The organism is Chitinophaga sp., from assembly GCF_039596135.1.
Lineage (GTDB): Bacteria > Bacteroidota > Bacteroidia > Chitinophagales > Chitinophagaceae > Chitinophaga.
Genome location: NZ_JBCNKH010000003.1, coordinates 202515 through 221323, shown reverse-complemented (window position 1 = coordinate 221323; position 18809 = coordinate 202515). Strand labels below are relative to the sequence as shown.

The following is an 18809-nucleotide window of genomic DNA, read 5'->3' as shown; positions in this document are numbered from 1 at the left end:
TACGATTAATGAAACGTTACATCATAAAACTGTCCTTCATCCTGGGTGTAAGTACCTTACTTTTCGGGTGTAAAAAGAGCTTTGTAGATGAATCTCAGCCATACAATGTATTGAATCCCGATATTTTCCCGGAATCCATGGCCCAGGTTGATTACTTTCTCAACTCTCCATATGCCAATATTCACAGCGTTGAGTTGTTTGGATTTTCAGATCTGGGGAGGTTCTTTTATAACATTGACCATACAGGTGATGTGGCATGGCTGGGTACAAGCGACTGGAACGAACTACAGGTACTCCATGTAAATGCTGCCAACAGTTACTCCGGCGCTCCATGGCGGGGCTTGTACAGGGGCGTGCAGCAAGCCAGAACATTTATAGACGAAATCGTTCCCAACTTCAAAGCAAAGAAGGGTAGCAGTTTGTCTGCTTCCGATACTACAGCATTGAGATATAAGCTAGGTGAAGCTTACTACCTGCGGGCATGGCATTATTTCTTCCTGATGAATTTATATGCGCAGGATGTGGTGGTGAAGGGCAATGGAGATAACACGGAGCCAGGTGTTATCCTGTTCACATCTGATATTAAGATCGGCGACCGCGCAGATGAAATGCGTCCACGTAGTACCGTAAAGCAGTGCTGGGATTATATCATCGCTGATCTGAAAGATGCAATGACGCATTTAACCAATCCTGCTAATGGTACCCCAAAAACATGGGCGGGTGTTGACAAAGGCCGCATCGATTATTATGCTGCCGAAGCTTTGCTGGGCCGGGTACTGATGTACGAAGAACGCTGGTCCGAAGCCCGCGATGCATTCCTCGATATCGTTCAGCATTCAGGAAAAACGTTGATGAGTTTTTCAGATTATTACAACATGTGGAATGGTAATCCTCAATATGCCTACACCGAAAATAATAATACAGAAGCATTACACCAGGTCACGATTGTAAGATCCGGCGACAATGCTATGGCTGGTTCATCAACTGCGTCTGCCGTAAGCCTGCTCTATACACCATTCTATGACAATGGCGTTCCAGGTGGTGCAACACCCGGTTATGGTAATATGTTTATGCACGACAGGAATCTGGGCCGCTTCGGATTTCCACAGCACTATTACCCTGTTATGAAAAACCTTGGCACACCGGGCCGTACGGTGGAAACTGCTTATGTAGACTCCTGCTACCATATGAAAACGATGAAGCGCTATGGAGTAGATCCTGATCCCCGTTTATGGGTATGTGCGTACCAGCCCTGGGTAGATACGGTATTGAATAATACGAATAAAGTGGCCATATTACCTTATGGCGCAGGCACCGAAACAGAATACCAGCTGAATACAACGCAGAGCAGTGATGTGATCAAGCATGGCTGGTCTCTCCGAAAATTCAATTTGTACGATGTGCAGGCAAGCCAGAACCCACGTATGCATGGAGCTGATTTCTATTTCACCCGCTTATCCGAAGTATACCTGAACCTCGCAGAGTGCTATTGGAAACTGAGCGGTAACGATGCTGATCCTAATGCACTGGAATATATCAACCGGGTACACCGCAGGGCCTGGGACCTTCCCAATAATACAAGCCTGGGAGGAGTTGATTATACCGCACTGGCATCAGGCACACAGATCACCAAGGCACAACTCCATCCTAATACTACAGATCTTTCGTTCCAGGACCAGCTGGCACTAAATGCTTTGTATTATGAAACCTGGGCTGAAACATTCGGCGAGGCAAAATGGTGGTTCAATGTCAGAAGATGGGGCCTTGGACCCAACGAAGCAAAAGTATACGAAAAAAGCAGGGCTGGTGCTATAACATAGAATTCGGATAACCAGTATGCACTTCCGATTATTCAAACTGAACTGGACAGGAATATCAATTGTGTGCAGAATAAAGGGTATTAACAGAATGGATAAGTCAATCAGCAGGATATCCATAGTACTCGCAGTCATACTACTCTGTTGGGCATTCAGACCTTCCCCACAGGTGCTATGGCTCGACGAACTGGATCTGTCTAACGTAGATCAGTCTGCAGGCAAAGCAATGGCAAACCTGTCTATGTGGAAAACACCCCTGATCATTTCGGGAGAGAAATTCAACAGGGGTGTTGGCACACATGCTGAAAGTATATTCAGGATCCAACTCGACGGCAACACCATTGCTTTTAATGCCCGGGTAGGCATTGACGATTCAGCGCCGGAACATGAATTGAAACAGGCCAGCGCCGAGTTCATCATCATAGGAAACGATAAAGTCATCTGGCGGAGTGGTATTATGCATGCTAAGGAAAAAGCAAAGCAGGTAGCTGTTTCAACGAAAGGCATTCACTCGCTCATCTTATATGTCGATCATACTGGCGATGGAATAGCAGGCGATCGTGCTGATTGGGTCAATGCATACTTTGAAGTGGAGGGTACTGCCCCTGTTTCCATAAAGCGACCACGGGAGAAAGAATATATAACAACACCTGTACCATTAAAAAAGCCGGTTATTAACGCACCATATGTGTACGGTGCCCGCGCAGGCAACCCGTTTTTATTTACCGTGCCGATATCGGGAGAACGGCCCATTACTGTAAAAGCGATTGGTTTACCAGAAGGGTTAATAATTGATAACAAAACCGGTATTATAACAGGAAAAGCAATAAAGAACGGAACATATCATGTGGCCATTACGGCCCAAAACAGGTATGGGACCCATACCAAAGAACTGACAATAGAAATCGGTGAAAAAATAGCACTCACGCCGCCAATGGGCTGGAATAGCTGGAATGTATTTGGCGCCGGCATCGATGATAAAAAAATAAGGGCTATGGCTGATGCTATGGTAGATCTTGGTTTGATCAACTATGGATACGCTTACATAAATATCGATGACGGATGGCAGGGGCAGCGGGGTGGGAAGTTCAACGCCATTATGCCTAATGAGAAATTTCCCGACATGAAAGCGCTGGTAGATTATGTACACAGCAAGGGACTCAAAATCGGAATTTATTCTTCACCCTGGGTGCAAACATATGCCGGCTATATTGGTGGCAGTGCCGATACAAGGGATGGGAAGGTGATGAACCCCGGCCGTAGGTATGGTGCTTTTTCTTTTGCAAAAAACGATGTACAACAATGGGCGGAATGGGGTTTTGATTATGTAAAATATGATTGGGTGACCAATGATATTGCAAATACAGCCGCGCTCACTTATCTCCTGCGCCAATCCGGAAGAGATATGGTATACAGCATCTCGAATGCAGCACCATTTGAACTGGCAGAAGACTGGAGCCGGCTGACCAATGCATGGCGTACAACCGGAGACATTCATGACTCCTGGTGCAGCATGACTACGATTGGATTTATGCAAAATAAATGGCAACCATACGCCAAACCAGGCAGCTGGAATGATCCGGATATGCTGGTAGTTGGTAAAGTGGGCTGGGGACAGGATATCCATTCCTCCCACCTTTCGCCCGATGAACAGTACACACATGTCACACTTTGGAGCCTGCTGGCTGCACCCTTGCTGATCGGCTGTAGCCCTACACAGGTAGACTCCTTCACGTTACGCCTGCTCACCAACAATGAATTGATTGCGGTAGATCAGGACCCGGCAGGCATACAAGGAAAAAGGATCATCGCTGATAAAGACAGGAAGACGGAAATATGGGCCAAACCATTGCATGATGGCACTATAGCTGTTGGATTATTTAATCTGTCAGACAATAAGCAGGAGATGACTGTTACCTGGGATCAATTGGCTATTAAAGGCCCGCAAACTATCCGTAACATATGGACCCAACATGATGAAGGCGTGTATAAGGATAACTATACATTCCAGGTACCAGCGCATGGCGTATTGTTTTTGAAAATAACTAAAGAATGATAAGAACGATCGTACTGTTATTGCTGTCAACTATTTCAGTAAAACTGACTATAGCACAACAATACATAGAATTGCCCTTATGGCCCGAAAAAGCAGGAGTTGAAGATTATGCCGACGCCCTGGTAAAAGTATTTATTCCTGAACATGGGAATGGGATGGCAGTGATCGCCTGCCCCGGAGGTGGCTATGCCGGCCTGGCATTGGAAAAAGAAGGGACGAAATTTGCCCCTTTTTTCAATGAACAGGGCATTGCATTGATTGTACTGAAGTATCGCTTGCCCAAAGGCCGTTCGGATGTGCCGCTAAGTGATGCTAAGAAGGCCATACAAATAGTTACTGCCCATGCGCAGGAATGGCATATCGATTTAAACAAACTGGGTATTATGGGTGCTTCGGCAGGTGGACATCTTGCCACCACTGTCTGTACACATGCGGGAACCAGCAGTCCTCTTGCTTTCCAGGTACTCCTCTACCCTGTTATTTCCATGAAAGAAGAACTATCGCATGCCGGTTCCCGCAAGTCACTGCTGGGTGAAAAACCTGGCCCTCGCTTAGTTAAAGAATACTCAAATGAATTACATGTATCAACTCAAACGCCCCCTGCTTTTATCGTAGTGAGTGACGACGATAAGGTGGTATCGCCGCTAAACAGTATTTACTATTATGAAGCCTTGCATGCCAATAATATACCGGCGGAATTGCATGTATACCCGAAAGGCGGTCATGGGTGGGCACTGAACGACAATTTTATCTACAAACAAGACTGGACAACCGCATTGAAAAAATGGCTGCAGGTCCTACCAGGAAATTAATTACTACGACAGGCCGAAAAAGACATAAAAATGGAAAAATGTATAAGTGTATTGTTATTGTTTTTTTTATTGGCAACCGGGGCGAAAGCACAGACAGAACTGCACCCGGTTGAAAAAGTAAAAAAGATTGGAGATAAACTGATACGGGAAACACCTTTTGCCTATAAGCTGGTATTCCCCGCGCGTAATCAGGTTTTCAACGGTCTCAACTTTGTCGATTTTGGAAGAACGTTCGGCAGGGAAAAGGCAGCAATAGCCTATGGCTATACACAACTGACAGTTTTGAAGGATACCCTGTTTACAATTGAAATAGAACACAATGATAGTTGTAAGATCTGGTGCAATGGAGACCTTGTGTATGAGAAAAAAAGCAACAAGGATATTGGAATAAAGAGAGATGAAAGAAACATGGCCCTGTCATCTTCTTTCCAGGTACACCTGAAAAAAGGAAGCAATAGCCTTTTAATAAAATCCGCCACCGCCGGGAAGGAATGGTGTGTATTCCTACAACCCCCAGGCGATAAAGATGCAGTACCCGATGAGCAGAGAACCTATCCTGAAATAGGATTAATGCACGTTCAGTATGTAGATAGTAGCGTTGCCACATTGAGCAACTGGCTGGTGATTGGTCCCTTTGCGCCGGGTATGGATACGGAACATGCGCCAGAAAAAGAACTCCGGTTTGGCACCATGTATCCTGGCGCCTTCGCCCCGGTTACGTGGTCGGTTCCCAAAGCAGAAGTACTGGGAGATGTGATTGGCGCAAAGGCATGGGGTACCACTTATCAATGGAATTATCATAATGGTGGAGTAGCATGGGCTATGGAACAATTGAGTGAATTGACAGGCGAAAAAAAATATGGGCAATGGGCAGCTAATTTCTGCGATTTTCAAATGGAAGGAATGCCTTTTGTAAACTACCAGGTCAATACACTCAGGGCTTATAATTCAGCAAATGCCATGGTCATCAGTTCCAGGCTGCTTGATTTTACCTTAGCCCCTTCCCTCCCACTTATATATCGTCTCCGCAAAGAGAAGAATTTTAAAAATGAATCCATCTACAAAGCCTACATCCATAAAATGATGGATTATGCACGTACTGGCCAGATAAGAAGTATAGGACTTACCAATTATACACGTACCACACCGGAAGAATATACCGTATGGGTAGATGATATGTTTATGGGTATTCCTTTTTTAATGCAGGCAGGGCTCTATACCAATGACCCGGAGCAAAGAAAATTGTATTTTGATGATGCGGCCAGCCAGCTACTTGACTTTACAAAACATGTATGGGACAAAGATGCCCGGCTGTTTATGCATGCAAATTATTCCCGGCGGCCACAGGTAAAATTACCTTATTGGTCGCGGGCCAATGGCTGGGCCATCTGGGCGATGACAGAAGTGCTGATTGCATTGCCCAGGAACCACCCTAAATACAATGCCATTCTGAACCTATACTGCGATTTTGCCAATTCATTAATCCGTTACCAAACCCCCGAAGGCTTTTGGCATAACGTAATCAACCGCAACGATTCCCCGGTAGAAGTGTCCGGCACGGCTATATTCACAATGGCAATGGCAAGAGGAGTAAGATTGGGTTGGCTGGATGCAAAAAAATTTACCCCGGTTGTTGAAAAAGGATGGAAAGCCACTGCTTCCGAAATTGAAGACAACGGCACTGTGCATAAGATATGTGTCGGCACCATGTGTTCGGAAGATGTGAACTACTATATGACACGACCGTTTTATGACGACGATACACATGGCTCTTTTGCCGTCATTTTTGCAGGTATGGAAGTGCAAAAAATGTTAGATCAACAAAAAAAATAACAAAGTGAAAAGACAAACGCCGCTCATTATTGCAATTGCATGCTGTTTTTTTGAGGCGGGATGCGCTGTCAGCAACATCCGGGAAAAACCATCCCGTTTAAACCCAAACGAGATCACTTTACTGAAACAAGAGCTAAGTGGCAAAGAAGATTATTATGATACCAGCAAAAAAATGATATGGTCGATCACAAAAGAAAAACACTACCACAGCGACCTTGACAGTGGTGTAAAAGTGCACGATACGCGAAGCTCCATTCAATATGCCGCAGCCTTACTGCATACCGCTGATGCTGCTGGTATACAACGTGGTATTGATATTGTAAAAGCAATATTGCCTTTGCAGGAAAAAGATCCCCGTCAAGCATTTTGTGGCATCTGGCCTTATTATCCTGAAGATCCACTGAGAGGTCGTAAGGCCCCTGTTGATTATAACTGGGCCGATTTTATGTCGGTATATTTAATTGATATTGTCCTCAATGCGCAGGATCACCTTGACAGGGAGCTGAAAGAAAAAATAAAAGAAGCGCTTATCCTGGCTGCCCGTTCCATTATGAAAAGAAATGTGAAGGCAGATTATACTAATATCTGCATCATGGGCACTTATGTTTGTTACGTGGTCGGTAATTTATATAACCAACCAGGTATCAGCAGGTATGGAAAGAACAAGTTGATCTACTTTTATAATTATACCAGGAACAGCAAGGGATTCACCGAATACAACAGCCCTACCTATACCGTAGTGGCCATGAATGAACTGCTGCGCATGAAACAGGCGATTATAAATCCCGCAGATAAGAAAATGGTAGATGAATTGTATTCCATGTGCTGGAGTATGATTGCCCGGCATTTCCACCAGCCTTCGGGCCAATGGTGCGGACCCAACCTGAGAGCGTATAATGACCTGGTCACACCGGAACTGAAACAGTTATTTTATTATTCTTCCAAAGGAAAAATTGATCTCCCCGGTGAGTATCAGCGAGTGCCACGGGTAATGGAACCGCATGAAATACCCCTGGCCATGATTCCTGAATTTCTGCAGCCGGTGCTACCCCGCATAGAGGTTGATACATTTGTTGTTGGAAAATACCAGCTCCCGGATCATGTCGGAGAATTGTGGGCAAAAGACATTATCGGCAAACTATACAAGCATCCTCAATATGCACTTGCTTCTGTAAACCAGGGATATCTCTGGAACCAGTGCCGTCCGCTCATAGCACATTGGGGCAGTCCTGAAAAGCCATCTTACCTGCGGCTGCGTTTTTTACATGACCTGTACGATTTTTCGGCAGTACACATCAAGAGCGTGCAGGATTCTTCCCATATATTATCCATTTTGAATCTGGCTTATAATGGCGGAGATAAACATCCGAATATCGACCGCATAAAAGATTCTACCATTACAGCCACTGATCTGCGTTTGCGCATAGAAGCAGGAGGAGATATTGCCGCTTCTGTTTTTTCAATCATTGACAAACAAAAAAATGAATTGTCGCTTGAATCTGGCGCTATTCGGATGATCATACAAATTCCTTATAGTAATTGGGATGGCCTGGAAGGACACTGGGAACTCAGTACTTCAGGCGACAGGAAATATGCAGATTTTGTCATTTATTCCGGCAACAGGAAGACTTTCAATCTTGCAGCTATGAAGGAGGCTGTATCGGGACTTGCATTCTCCATGGTCACCGAAAAAATGCCGGGAGAAATAATAGTTAATACAGATAGCACGTATCTCCGCTTATCTGGAAATGGGCTGGCTATTCGTGCATTGAAAAAGCCAAACGATGAATTCAGGATAAAAAACGATTTCGAAATCTATTCAAAATAATCATGCAGGTGAAAACTTTTATTTTGGGAGTTGTATCCCTTTTTATCATGCTGTGGACCAAAGGCCAGATGAAAGCCCCTCAGGACTGGGTAGGATATGAGAAATTGCTGGGGGTGAAAAATGGTCTGAGAAGTTATAATTATGATGTAAACCTGATAGAATCGTCTGCCCCGGCAAATATATTCTGGCCGGGCGATCATATCAGGTTGAAATTCCAGTTGACCAATAATACCAACGAGGCTATCTCTGTAGACGGTACAATGTACATAGTCCGTTATGGAACCAAAGGAATACCAAACGATATCTGGTTACCTGAAATGGTAAAACTGGGTTATGAAAAAGCGGTGCCGGTAAAATTGAACATTGCCCCCAATGGCTATGTCAATACTGACCTCACCATTGACGATATCCACGAATATGGGGGATATGCCGTAGTATTTGATCTTGGCAAATACGGGCGCAGACTGGGTACCAGCTTTGTGCGGAGCATGAAACCTTCTACGGTGAAAATGCAGTATCCTAAACAATCGCTGGACTACCTGGGAATTGATTTCCTGCAACGTGTAGGTGTAAAAGCTATTCGATATGGCGTTCCCTATATCGCCACCACCAACCCCAATTACCAGGTATATATGCAGGAGCTGAAAGGCCTGATGAAAAACTTCATGGACAACAATATCACGGTTATGCTGATGTTTGGCGAGGGGCAAACCGCTCAATCCATGCCACTTGGAATAAGCAGGCCCCACCTGGATAGCAGCGGGAAAATGCTTCGTACCAAACAGGATCTTGCCTGGATGCCTGATATGGATGAAGATTTCAAAAAGTATGTAAAAGAACTATGCCTCAATTTTGGTTGGCCCAACGGCCCCATTACGGCAGTCTGCCTTTGGAATGAACCCTGGGAAGGAACCTCTATATCGGGTTGGCAGGCCGACATGATCCGTTACCGTGAAATATATACCAAAATGGCAGAAGCTGTACTGGACGCCCGGAAAGAAAACAGGGACGTGTTAGTCGGAGGAGGTGACTCTAATTCTAACGCATTGGATAAGTTCTTTTCCGATGGTACTATGAAAATGCTGCCCATATTCGACTTTCTCTCGATCCACTACCAGGGTCTGGAATCGCCGGTATTATACCCTGAATGGAATAATAGAAAAGATTATAAAGGAAAGGTTAAAATATGGGATACGGAAAGTTGGGTAGGTAACACAGACGATCGTATAGGGCTGGTAATAGCAGCAGGGCGTTCGGCAGGTTATGACAGAACGATGGGTGTTTATGGTGGGTATATGTATTCCGGAGATCCTAACCGATCTGTTCAAACGATGAGTATCCGTACAAAGAACGGAACCGAAACGGTACCTAAATTGCATAATACCTGGTCCACAGCGGCCGCTATGGGCGCCGTGCAGAGCCTGATCGGCGAACGGGATTTTAACCAGTTGCTTTTTCAAAATGGTCTTCCCTGGGTAATGGTTTTTGATGGCTACAATAACAATAAGGAAGACGGTACCCTGCTCATTGCCGGTGATCTGGGAGATGCATTTGGTGCCACCCATGTACTTTTCCGGAATGTGCGAAGCCTGAGCGAGGCAAAGAAAAGACAGGCTGTGTACGACAGTTTAAAAACAACAACAGACGAGGGAACGCGTAAAAAACTGGAAGACAGGCTCGGTGAGTATTATCCAATTACGGATGGTAAAATGATCGTGAAGGCCGATCCCGCATTTTTGCTGTATGACTTTTATGGTAACAACATTCCTTCGCAAAACGGCGTCTTTACCATACCCCTGAATTACCAGGGCTATTTTATGCGGGTAAATGGCAGCAGTGGTGCATTCAGCAAATTAGTGAGTGCTGTCAGCCATGCGCGGATTGAAGGATACGAACCGCTGGAGATCGTTCCAAAGGATTTTACAGCACCTGTTGAAACCAAACCGGGCATGCAGCTGCAACTGACGAATATTCTGAACCGCCCCCTAAAAGGTAAATTGACAATCACTGTTGGAAACCTGGAAGTAAGCTACCCGCAAACAATTTCTTTCAAACCGAATGAAACAAAAACGATTACGGTTGCTATCAGGAATGGCGTAGCAAATAAAGAGAACCGCTACCCGCTGCAAGTGCATTTTGATGCCGGAAGTGATGGCTTCGCCCGGCACTATGAAGAAATGCATGTAAACTATATAGCAAAAAAGACCATTCATGTAGATGGCGATCTGGGCGACTGGCTGGGCGTCATTCCCCAAACCATTAAAGGTGCTGCTAAAGCCAGTATTTCTGTAACGGAGGCAGCCTGGCACCCCTATGAAAGTTTTGATACCCTCTCCGAAGGGCTGGCAAATACCTACCTGGCTTATGATGATCAGTACCTTTATTTTGCGGCAAAGGTTGCTGACAAAACACCGAATAAAGGCGCCCCGAGATTTGAAACACGTGATGACGATCAATACTTCTATCCTGATACCGCATACATGCAAAGCATCTATGCCATGGAGTCCTTATTGACCAGGCAACCCGTTGCAACTACCGATAAAGCAGCCCTACAGTTGCCTTCAGGCGGCCGCGTACTGAATTACTTTGAAAATTCATTAACGACACGATCTATCGGAGTGGATATCGATTTACCAATGGACAGGTGTACACGCACCGGTTTGTACTTTCCCGGCATTAATCAGCGGAATGTTTTAATAACTGTATATGACAGGGAAAGTGGTAAAGAATTGTTGCATACCAATATAGAGAACTGTTGGAACGGAGCCTGGCTGCAACTGGACCTCGCTGGAAAACTGCGCATCCGTTGTTCCGCTATTAGCTGGGATAGCTGGAGAAATACAACAAAGCTGGCAGGTATTTGCTTCGATCCGTCAGACAAACACATTGGTAAGGGCACGGAAGCAACGCTTGTATCCAAAGATTTCGATACCCAGGGTAACTGGATAGGCGTATATGGGAAAACGGGATATTATCTTCCTGGATCAGCCATCGCATTGCCTGCAGATATCCAATGTACGCCCGTTACTCAAAACGACCTGGTGCCCATGATATGGCCCAAAGGGGTACGACGGTTTTCATATCGTAAAACGGGTACCCTGCCAGACGGATTGGTGGGCGAAAAATTCGACAATATACTCATTGCATTTAACGTGCTCCCTATCGGCAAAGATGGAATGGAAGCCGCTGCAAAAGGAACCATGCCCCGTTATACCGGTTATAAATGTACGGATTACGAATATGCGCTAAATACAGTTGCCCCGGAATATGGCGGTGGTTTTGAGATCTGGAGAATGCTTGTTCCCGGTATGCCACGTAAACACTTTTTTCCGCGTCAGCCCCATTCACCCTATGATGGTGCTGTAAAGGACGGTAAATTGGTAACAGTGCGTAAAGGCAATACCTTATTTACAGAATGTGCCATTCCGTGGAGTGAAATTCCGGATGTAAAGCGAATCATTGATCAGGGCGGGAAAATAAAATTCTCTGCAAGGATCAATGACGATGGTGCCGGTGGAGCCTGTATGGAACTGGCCCGGGACCGCAGTGTATCCAAAGTAAATGCCCGGGCTTTCCATCCCGATTGGAAGGAGCACTGGGCAAATGAAGTTGAATTTGGTGTAGAAAAATAATAAATGTATGACCAGGTATATAATTTCACTATTGCTCATCTCTTTCCTGATGGGATGCAGTGCAATAGTAAATAGTCAGGAAAATTATGAAGATGTATTGGGTTTTGTAAATCCCTTTATAGGTACAGGCAGCCATGGACACACCTTTCCCGGTGCTGCTTATCCATCTGGAATGGTCCAGTTAAGTCCTGATACAGGGCTTGAGGGATGGGACTGGTGTTCAGGTTATCATTATTCTGACAGTTCAATAATTGGGTTCTCGCATACCCATCTTTCCGGTACCGGGCGTTCAGATCTGATGGATGTAATGCTGATGCCCACCGTAGACAAGGCAAAATCAACATCAAAACGGGGCGAAGGTTATCGTTCCAGGTTCTCTCACGATGAAGAAGTAGCATCGCCCGGTTACTATAAAGTAAAGCTAAAAGATTACGATATTACTGCCGAACTGACTGCCTCTCCCCATTGCGGTTTTCATCGTTATACATTTCCTGCCAGCAAAGAATCGCATATTGTATTGGACCTGTTTCATCACTATGCTACAGATTCTGTACAGGTTACTTCGTTAAATGTGGTGGATAGCAGTACAATAACCGGTGAAAGAAAAACCAAAGGCTGGGGAGAACCGGGTGAAAAATACTGGGTGGACCAAAAATTGTTTTTTGCAATAAAAGTTTCAAAGCCTTTTAATGCTACCATTGCTGTAGATGATCGTTTTATAGGGGATAAAAAAGCAACCGGCAGGAATGTGAAAGCCATACTAAACTTTGAAACATCGAAAAATGAAATGGTGCTGGTGAAAGTAGGTATATCACCTGTAAGTGTTGAAAATGCATTGGAGAACCTGTCTTCAGAAATACCACATTGGGATTTTAACGAGATACTTACGCAGACACAACTTAAATGGCAACAGGAATTATCTAAAATAAGCATTAATGCACCTGACAAAACCAAAACTATTTTCTATACTGCGCTGTACCACTGTTTGATTGCCCCATACCTCTTTAATGACGTAAATAAGGAGTATACTGGTTTTGATGGTAAAACCCATCAGGCAGATAGTTTTAAAAATTATACGGCACTATCATTATGGGACACTTTCCGGGCCCTGAACCCGCTGCTGACCATTCTTGATCCTGGTAAAGCAAATGATATTATACAATCAATGCTAACGCAGTACGATCAGTATGGTTTACTACCAGTATGGCCGCTATGGTCAAGCGAAACAAACTGTATGATCGGTTATCATTCCGTACCGATAATTGTAGATGCTTATTTCAAAGGAATCAGAAACTTTGATGTAGCAAAAGCATACCAGGCTATGAAGCACTCGGCCATGCAGGATGCATTTGGTATAAAAGAGCTGAAACAGTTTGGGTATATACCTTATGACCAGTATAACAAATCGGTCTCTACTGCACTCGAATACTGTTATGATGACTGGTGTATTGCGCAAATGGCAAAAGACCTGGGGCAAAAGGAAGATTATGAATATTTTATGAAAAGGGCAATGTCGTATAGCACTTATTTTGACAAGGAATTTAAATTAATGAATGGGGTTTCCAGTGCCGGAACATTCCGCCGTCCTTTTGATCCCTTCTTCTCATCGTATGGACAGAGCGACTGGGTGGAAGGAAATTCATGGCAATATTCTTTTTTTGCGCCGCACGATATACAAGGATTGATCAACCTGTATGGTAACGGGAAGCAATTTGAAAATGCACTGGACAGCCTGTTTTCAGTGTCATCCAGCCTGTCGGGAAAAAATGTGCCGATAGATATCAGCGGTTTGATTGGGCAATATGCACATGGCAACGAGCCCAGCCATCACGTCGCTTATTTGTATAACTACATTGGCAAACCATATAAAGCGCAGAAGAAGTTGCATCAGATTATGACGACTTTATACAGCGATCAACCGGATGGCTTGTCTGGGAATGATGACTGTGGACAGATGTCGGCCTGGTATGTATTCAGTGCAATGGGATTCTATCCTGTTAATCCTGCTGAGGGGATATATGTATTGGGAACACCAATGGTAGCATCTGCAGGCATCCATGTCAATAATAAGGTATTTACAATGAAAGCGACTGGTTTAAGCGATAAAAACATTTATATTCGGTCGATAAAGCTGAATGGAAAGGCATATAACAAACTATATATTACCCACAGGGATATAATGGAAGGCGGAAGTCTTGAATTAATAATGAGTCCCGAACCGGGAAATTTTACGGGAGCAGATCTGCCCCCGTCTGCATCCCAGGTAAAAACTGAATAATGAAGACAAAACGAATCACCTTGCTGTTGACAATATTAATGACCGGTATCATCACTGCCAGGGCTCAATATAGTATTGTTTTTATTGGAAATAGTATAACCCATGGAGCCACATTGTCATCACCAGCGCTGGAATGTCCGCCCGTGCAAACAGTAAAGCTTTTGCAGGCAAAGGGACATACTGTGAAATTTGCCAATTGCGGTTACAGCGGAAGTACTACAGTTGATTTTTTACCTGCTTCCCGGAACCTGTTTCCAAAAGTACTACAGGCTGCCGATACACTATATGATCCAAATGTATGGTTGATCTTCTCAATCAGTTTGGGTACAAATGACAGTGCTATAGAAGGCCCCACAGGAGCACCTGTATCACCAGGCGACTATAGCAGAAATTTGCAGGTCATCATCGACAGTTTACATAATAGATACCCACATAGCATTTTTGTATTACATCGTCCTATTTGGTACAGCCCCAATACATATAACAGATCGAAATACCTGGCAGCAGGATTAAGCCGCCTGCAAACCTATACGCCGCAATTGGATAAACTGGTAAAAGAAAACCCTGATTATATCTTTAAAGGCGATAGAAATGCCTATGACTTTTTCAGAAAAGATCCCGACAAATATTTTACTGCTGAAAAAGGCAATGCCGGGATCTTTTTTCTGCACCCAAATGCTTTGGGTGCAGAAAAACTGGGTGGATTCTGGGCGAATAATTTAGCAAATACTATTGAAGCATTGTATCGAAATTCTGTTCATAAACAGGTTGGCCATCGAGCTTACTAACCTTTACATAGTCTACTGCACCACAACCTTTGAATCGTAAAATCAATTCATTGGCGCTGCCTATTGATTTGGTATAATCAATCTGGTAAATCTTTTGTCCATCCAGCAAGAAGGCAGATTTTTTATTTTCTACCCTGATAGTCATCACATGCCATTCCGATGCATTAAAATTGAACTTGTTCAGATTATATTCATCGCCCTTGATACTCTTTTCGCTGCTTATAAATTTTATATAGGAATAGCCGGCCTCATTTAAGGCAAAACCATGCCTCCCGGTATTTGACAAAATGTACATCATCACATCAGAACGGGGAATGGCGAAGTCTTTTGCAGCGTTACGAACCCTCGCTTCAAATACAAAATTATCGCCATCCACCAGCTTTTCTTTATAATATACATAGCTCACAAATAAATGGCCGGGACGGGCTTCAGGTACTACACTATCCAGTGGCAGGCTCACATATCCTTCCTTGTTATAAGCCTGGCTGATGGGCAGTGTTCTGAAAATGCCCTTTCGCTCGTTACGGGTAAAAATTGACCAGCCTGGTTTACGGCTTTCTATAGTGACAGTTTTTATGGTGTGCCCTTTATATTGCAGGTAACAATATCCGTCTCCTTCATAGATATATGTGGCATTCACCTTCCCTATATCTCTCGTCAATTGCTTTTCCGATGTATCGCCATTCGCCTCTTCATATATCAGTTTAATGTCCGATAGCAGGGAAGATGGAATACTATATGAAAATGTAACCGTTAGTGGATTCGCGCCTTTGGGATTTGCTGCCGAAAATTCTATTTTGGACAACAGGTAACCGGTATACATATCTTTGATCTTCAAAGTATACAAAAGATAGGCGCAGGCAATCAGTAAAAGCCCTGAAAGTAAGTAGATGTATATACGATTTGATCTTTGACCATGTATTGGCACAAACTCCTTTTGTATATTTTCCGCCGGGGCATCATGAATCTCTATGGCATTATTGGCAGCCTCCTCGATCCGGGTCTTTTTGATAACAAAATCGGTATACCCTGTGTAACCCAAAAAACGGCATAATGCATCCCTGGTTGCCAGTTGTGGATTGCCGGTACGCTGTTGAAAAAAACGCTTAAGGGTGTTAGCATTCACTGTGACGTCAGTAGACTCAAGGATCATATTTTCCAACGTCTTAAACTGGTCCAGATCCCAAGAGTCGGGTGGCCCCCAGGATACAAAGCGGGTAGAATATTCCCTGATTATTTCCTTTATATATCTTTTATCCTTTATTTCATCCATATATCGTGGAAAGTTAAATATGCTGTCAGGTAGACTTAAATTTTAAAACGCCATGTCGGCTTCTTCAATTACACTGCTTTAAGATAGCTGAATATTATGATATTATTTTTTGATTCTGGATTTGAATTCTTAATTACCATAGGTTCAACTCCCATAGATTGTGCATTAAGAAAATTAAACAAATTACAAATTGAATTGTTACTCTTTGAACAAAAGTCTTAAATTCAAAATAACATGAAAAAATTATTTGCAGAGTTTTTCGGAACATTTTGGTTAGTATTCGGAGGTTGTGGCAGTGCCGTATTTGCCGCTGGCGTTCCCAATATTGGGATTGGACTTTTGGGCGTGTCATTAGCCTTTGGTCTTACAGTACTTACTATGGCCTATGCTGTGGGCCATATTTCCGGTGGACATTTTAATCCGGCAGTATCTGTTGGGTTAGTGGTTGGAGGACGCTTTCCGGCAAAAGACCTGGTACCGTATATCATTGCCCAGGTGTTAGGTGCAACAGCGGCCGCCTTTATACTTTATCTTATTTTGAACGGGGCAGGGGCTTTTACCAGGGAAGGTACAGGAGCATTCGCTACAAACTTTTATGACAGCCCCGGATATAATAACAGGAGTTATAGCGTAGTGGCTGCCTTCCTTGCAGAAATGACGCTGACAGCATTCTTCCTTATTGTAATTATGGGGGCTACAGACAAGTTTGCCAATGGAAAATTTGCAGGAATCGCAATTGGTCTGGCACTTACACTTATACATCTGATTAGTATTCCAATTACAAATACTTCCGTTAATCCTGCCAGGTCTACTTCTCAGGCGTTATTTGTTGGTGGCATGGCATTGCAGCAGTTGTGGTTATTTTGGGTAGCTCCTATTACAGGCAGTATAATAGGAGGAGGTATATACAGGTTCCTGCTGCAGAAACAGGATAATGAATAATCAGTCATAAACGAATAAGTTTAGCAAGCCTTCAGACTATTCGTCTGAAGGCTTTTTTTGTTAAATTTATTGTCGTTTAAATACCTGCAATGGACCTGCTTATCGAAAATATCAGCACCTATATACCCCTGTCAGCAGCGGATGAAAAAATCATCAGGAGTTTATTTCACAAAAAAGTGATCAATAAGGATGAACATTTATTAAAAGAAGGGCAGGTATGCCGACATGTGATTTTCATTGAGGAAGGATTAGTCAGATACTATCTATCCAACAACGGCGAGGAGCAAACCAACTATTTTAATAAGGAAGGTGAATGGGTTTGCGACTATACGAGTTTTTTGCCGAAAGCACCCACAACGGTCAATATATAAGCTTTAGAAAATACAACAGTCTGGATGATCAGCTATGACGACCTGCAAAAATTTTACCAGGAGGTCCGGTACGGGGAAAGGTTCGGGCGCTTAGCCATAGAGCAGGTCTTCACTACCGTTTTACAACAAATAGCATCCATGTACACCGATAAACCCGTGGTACGCTATCAAAAGTTTATGCAGGCTTACTTTGACATCTCCCAGCGTATACCCCAATATTATATTGCCTCTTACGTTGGCGTCAAGCCCCAGTCTTTAAGCCGGATCAGGAAACGACTTGTTCTCTAGCGTTATTAACCCAGGTGCATGAAAAGCTGTGGTGAATACAGCAATTTTGTGTTATCAAATAAATAACACAATGAAAACGAAAGAAATCAAAACAAACTGGGGAATTCAATCTGCATCTTTTTGGATGACGCTTTTAATTGCAGCAGGAATAATTTTTATCGGAGCAAGGTTCATAGTAAATCCCCTGGTGGGAGCCGATGGTTTCGGAATTCCCATATCCAGTATGGACGATTTACCATTTGGAAAAATTAAGGGAATAAGAGACATTTTTTCAGGACTGGTGTTACTCCCATTTCTGTTTTTGAAAATGCGTAAGGCTGCTGCATTTGCGTTAACAACTGCCATCATTGTACCGGCTACGGACTTTTGTATTGTGTTGGTGACGAATGGTCCCAAAGATCTCCAACACCTGCTTATTCATGGTTTGACAGTCGTTTATATGATCGTAACCAGTATTTTACTATTCCGGGAAAACGCTACATCAACACCAACTCCTCTGCAGTGAGATAATAAAACACATTCTGCAACTGGTGTACATGTACCAACGGCCTGCCATACGGCACCAGCCCTGCCGGTGACTCCGTCAGCAACTGAAAAGCATATCCTTCATCACGAATATAAATACTATCCTTATGGGTATACCGATAAGAATATACGTTGATGTCTTCTCCATACTCCTTCTCTCCTCTCACAAAACCCAGGGCATTTAAATGATCCACATCCAGTTTCAACGGGTTCACTTTTGATAATGGCAGTTTGCTTTTGGGCAGACAGGAATTATAGACATACCCTTCCAATATACCTTCTATTTTAAAGGTAGTTTCGTTCATGTACAAATCGTAGTACCAAACCAGGTTTCCCACACGGATGTCAGCGTCTGCTATCATTTGC

General features: G+C 43.7%; 14 protein-coding genes. 12 read left to right on the top strand and 2 right to left on the bottom strand.

Annotated elements, in window-relative coordinates; genetic code table 11:
• Nucleotides 1–8: 8 nt before the first annotated feature.
• The 8 genes from ABDW16_RS04310 (at nt 9) to ABDW16_RS04275 (ending at nt 15044) form a co-directional block, all read left to right on the top strand.
• Complete coding sequence (locus ABDW16_RS04310; protein WP_343667947.1) at nt 9–1820, top strand: RagB/SusD family nutrient uptake outer membrane protein; 1812 nt, start codon at nt 9–11, stop codon at nt 1818–1820.
• A gap of 88 nt (nt 1821–1908) precedes the next feature.
• Nucleotides 1909–3873, top strand: a complete 1965-nt coding sequence (locus tag ABDW16_RS04305) for an NPCBM/NEW2 domain-containing protein (RefSeq protein ID WP_343667945.1) — start codon at nt 1909–1911, stop codon at nt 3871–3873.
• Nucleotides 3870–4685: an alpha/beta hydrolase gene (locus tag ABDW16_RS04300; protein ID WP_343667944.1), complete on the top strand. Its 816-nt coding sequence runs from the start codon at nt 3870–3872 to the stop codon at nt 4683–4685. The genes ABDW16_RS04305 and ABDW16_RS04300 overlap by 4 nt, the downstream gene beginning before the upstream one ends.
• Before the next feature lie 30 nt (nt 4686–4715).
• A complete protein-coding gene (locus tag ABDW16_RS04295) occupies nt 4716–6518 on the top strand; it encodes a glycoside hydrolase family 88 protein (protein ID WP_343667943.1) in 1803 nt (600 codons plus the stop codon).
• Between the two features lie 4 nt (nt 6519–6522).
• A complete protein-coding gene (locus ABDW16_RS04290) occupies nt 6523–8346 on the top strand; it encodes a hypothetical protein (protein ID WP_343667942.1) in 1824 nt (607 codons plus the stop codon).
• Nucleotides 8347–8354: 8 nt separating this feature from the next.
• The gene (locus ABDW16_RS04285; protein ID WP_343667941.1) at nt 8355–11978 is read left to right on the top strand and encodes a hypothetical protein; all 3624 of its coding nucleotides are present in this window, start codon (nt 8355–8357) and stop codon (nt 11976–11978) included.
• Nucleotides 11979–11985: 7 nt separating this feature from the next.
• Nucleotides 11986–14256 (top strand): GH92 family glycosyl hydrolase, encoded by a 2271-nt coding sequence (locus tag ABDW16_RS04280; protein WP_343667940.1) that lies wholly within the window; start codon nt 11986–11988, stop codon nt 14254–14256.
• On the top strand, nt 14256–15044 hold the full coding sequence (locus tag ABDW16_RS04275; RefSeq protein WP_343667938.1) for a GDSL-type esterase/lipase family protein: 789 nt from the start codon (nt 14256–14258) through the stop codon (nt 15042–15044). Before ABDW16_RS04280 ends, ABDW16_RS04275 begins: the two co-directional genes overlap by 1 nt.
• Here the strand turns inward: ABDW16_RS04275 and ABDW16_RS04270 are convergent.
• Nucleotides 14986–16317, bottom strand: a complete 1332-nt coding sequence (locus ABDW16_RS04270) for a hypothetical protein (RefSeq protein WP_343667936.1) — start codon at nt 16315–16317, stop codon at nt 14986–14988. The genes ABDW16_RS04275 and ABDW16_RS04270 overlap by 59 nt on opposite strands.
• 234 nt (nt 16318–16551) lie before the next feature.
• Here ABDW16_RS04270 and aqpZ point away from each other — a divergent pair, with 234 nt between their 5' ends.
• The 4 genes from aqpZ (at nt 16552) to ABDW16_RS04250 (ending at nt 18423) form a co-directional block, all read left to right on the top strand.
• A complete protein-coding gene (gene aqpZ, locus ABDW16_RS04265; protein WP_343667935.1) occupies nt 16552–17259 on the top strand; it encodes an aquaporin Z in 708 nt (235 codons plus the stop codon).
• 89 nt (nt 17260–17348) lie between these two features.
• The gene (locus tag ABDW16_RS04260) at nt 17349–17630 is read left to right on the top strand and encodes a cyclic nucleotide-binding domain-containing protein (RefSeq protein WP_343667934.1); all 282 of its coding nucleotides are present in this window, start codon (nt 17349–17351) and stop codon (nt 17628–17630) included.
• A 24-nt stretch (nt 17631–17654) separates the two neighbouring features.
• Nucleotides 17655–17918, top strand: a complete 264-nt coding sequence (locus ABDW16_RS04255; RefSeq protein WP_343667933.1) for a hypothetical protein — start codon at nt 17655–17657, stop codon at nt 17916–17918.
• A gap of 70 nt (nt 17919–17988) precedes the next feature.
• Entirely contained in the window at nt 17989–18423 is a 435-nt protein-coding gene (locus tag ABDW16_RS04250; protein WP_343667932.1) for a DUF4267 domain-containing protein, read from the top strand.
• Here ABDW16_RS04250 and ABDW16_RS04245 read toward each other — a convergent pair.
• On the bottom strand, nt 18395–18805 hold the full coding sequence (locus ABDW16_RS04245) for a hypothetical protein (protein WP_343667931.1): 411 nt from the start codon (nt 18803–18805) through the stop codon (nt 18395–18397). The two genes, ABDW16_RS04250 and ABDW16_RS04245, sit on opposite strands and share 29 nt — an antisense overlap.
• Between the last annotated feature and the right edge of the window lie 4 nt (nt 18806–18809).

Coding starts and splice junctions, on each gene's coding strand:
- ABDW16_RS04310 (WP_343667947.1), top strand. CDS start 9: ATGAAACGTTACATCATAAAACTGTCCTTCATCCTGGGTGTAAGTACC.
- ABDW16_RS04305 (WP_343667945.1), top strand. CDS start 1,909: ATGGATAAGTCAATCAGCAGGATATCCATAGTACTCGCAGTCATACTA.
- ABDW16_RS04300 (WP_343667944.1), top strand. CDS start 3,870: ATGATAAGAACGATCGTACTGTTATTGCTGTCAACTATTTCAGTAAAA.
- ABDW16_RS04295 (WP_343667943.1), top strand. CDS start 4,716: ATGGAAAAATGTATAAGTGTATTGTTATTGTTTTTTTTATTGGCAACC.
- ABDW16_RS04280 (WP_343667940.1), top strand. CDS start 11,986: ATGACCAGGTATATAATTTCACTATTGCTCATCTCTTTCCTGATGGGA.
- ABDW16_RS04275 (WP_343667938.1), top strand. CDS start 14,256: ATGAAGACAAAACGAATCACCTTGCTGTTGACAATATTAATGACCGGT.
- ABDW16_RS04270 (WP_343667936.1), bottom strand. CDS start 16,317: ATGGATGAAATAAAGGATAAAAGATATATAAAGGAAATAATCAGGGAA.
- aqpZ (WP_343667935.1), top strand. CDS start 16,552: ATGAAAAAATTATTTGCAGAGTTTTTCGGAACATTTTGGTTAGTATTC.
- ABDW16_RS04260 (WP_343667934.1), top strand. CDS start 17,349: ATGGACCTGCTTATCGAAAATATCAGCACCTATATACCCCTGTCAGCA.
- ABDW16_RS04255 (WP_343667933.1), top strand. CDS start 17,655: ATGATCAGCTATGACGACCTGCAAAAATTTTACCAGGAGGTCCGGTAC.
- ABDW16_RS04250 (WP_343667932.1), top strand. CDS start 17,989: ATGAAAACGAAAGAAATCAAAACAAACTGGGGAATTCAATCTGCATCT.
- ABDW16_RS04245 (WP_343667931.1), bottom strand. CDS start 18,805: ATGATAGCAGACGCTGACATCCGTGTGGGAAACCTGGTTTGGTACTAC.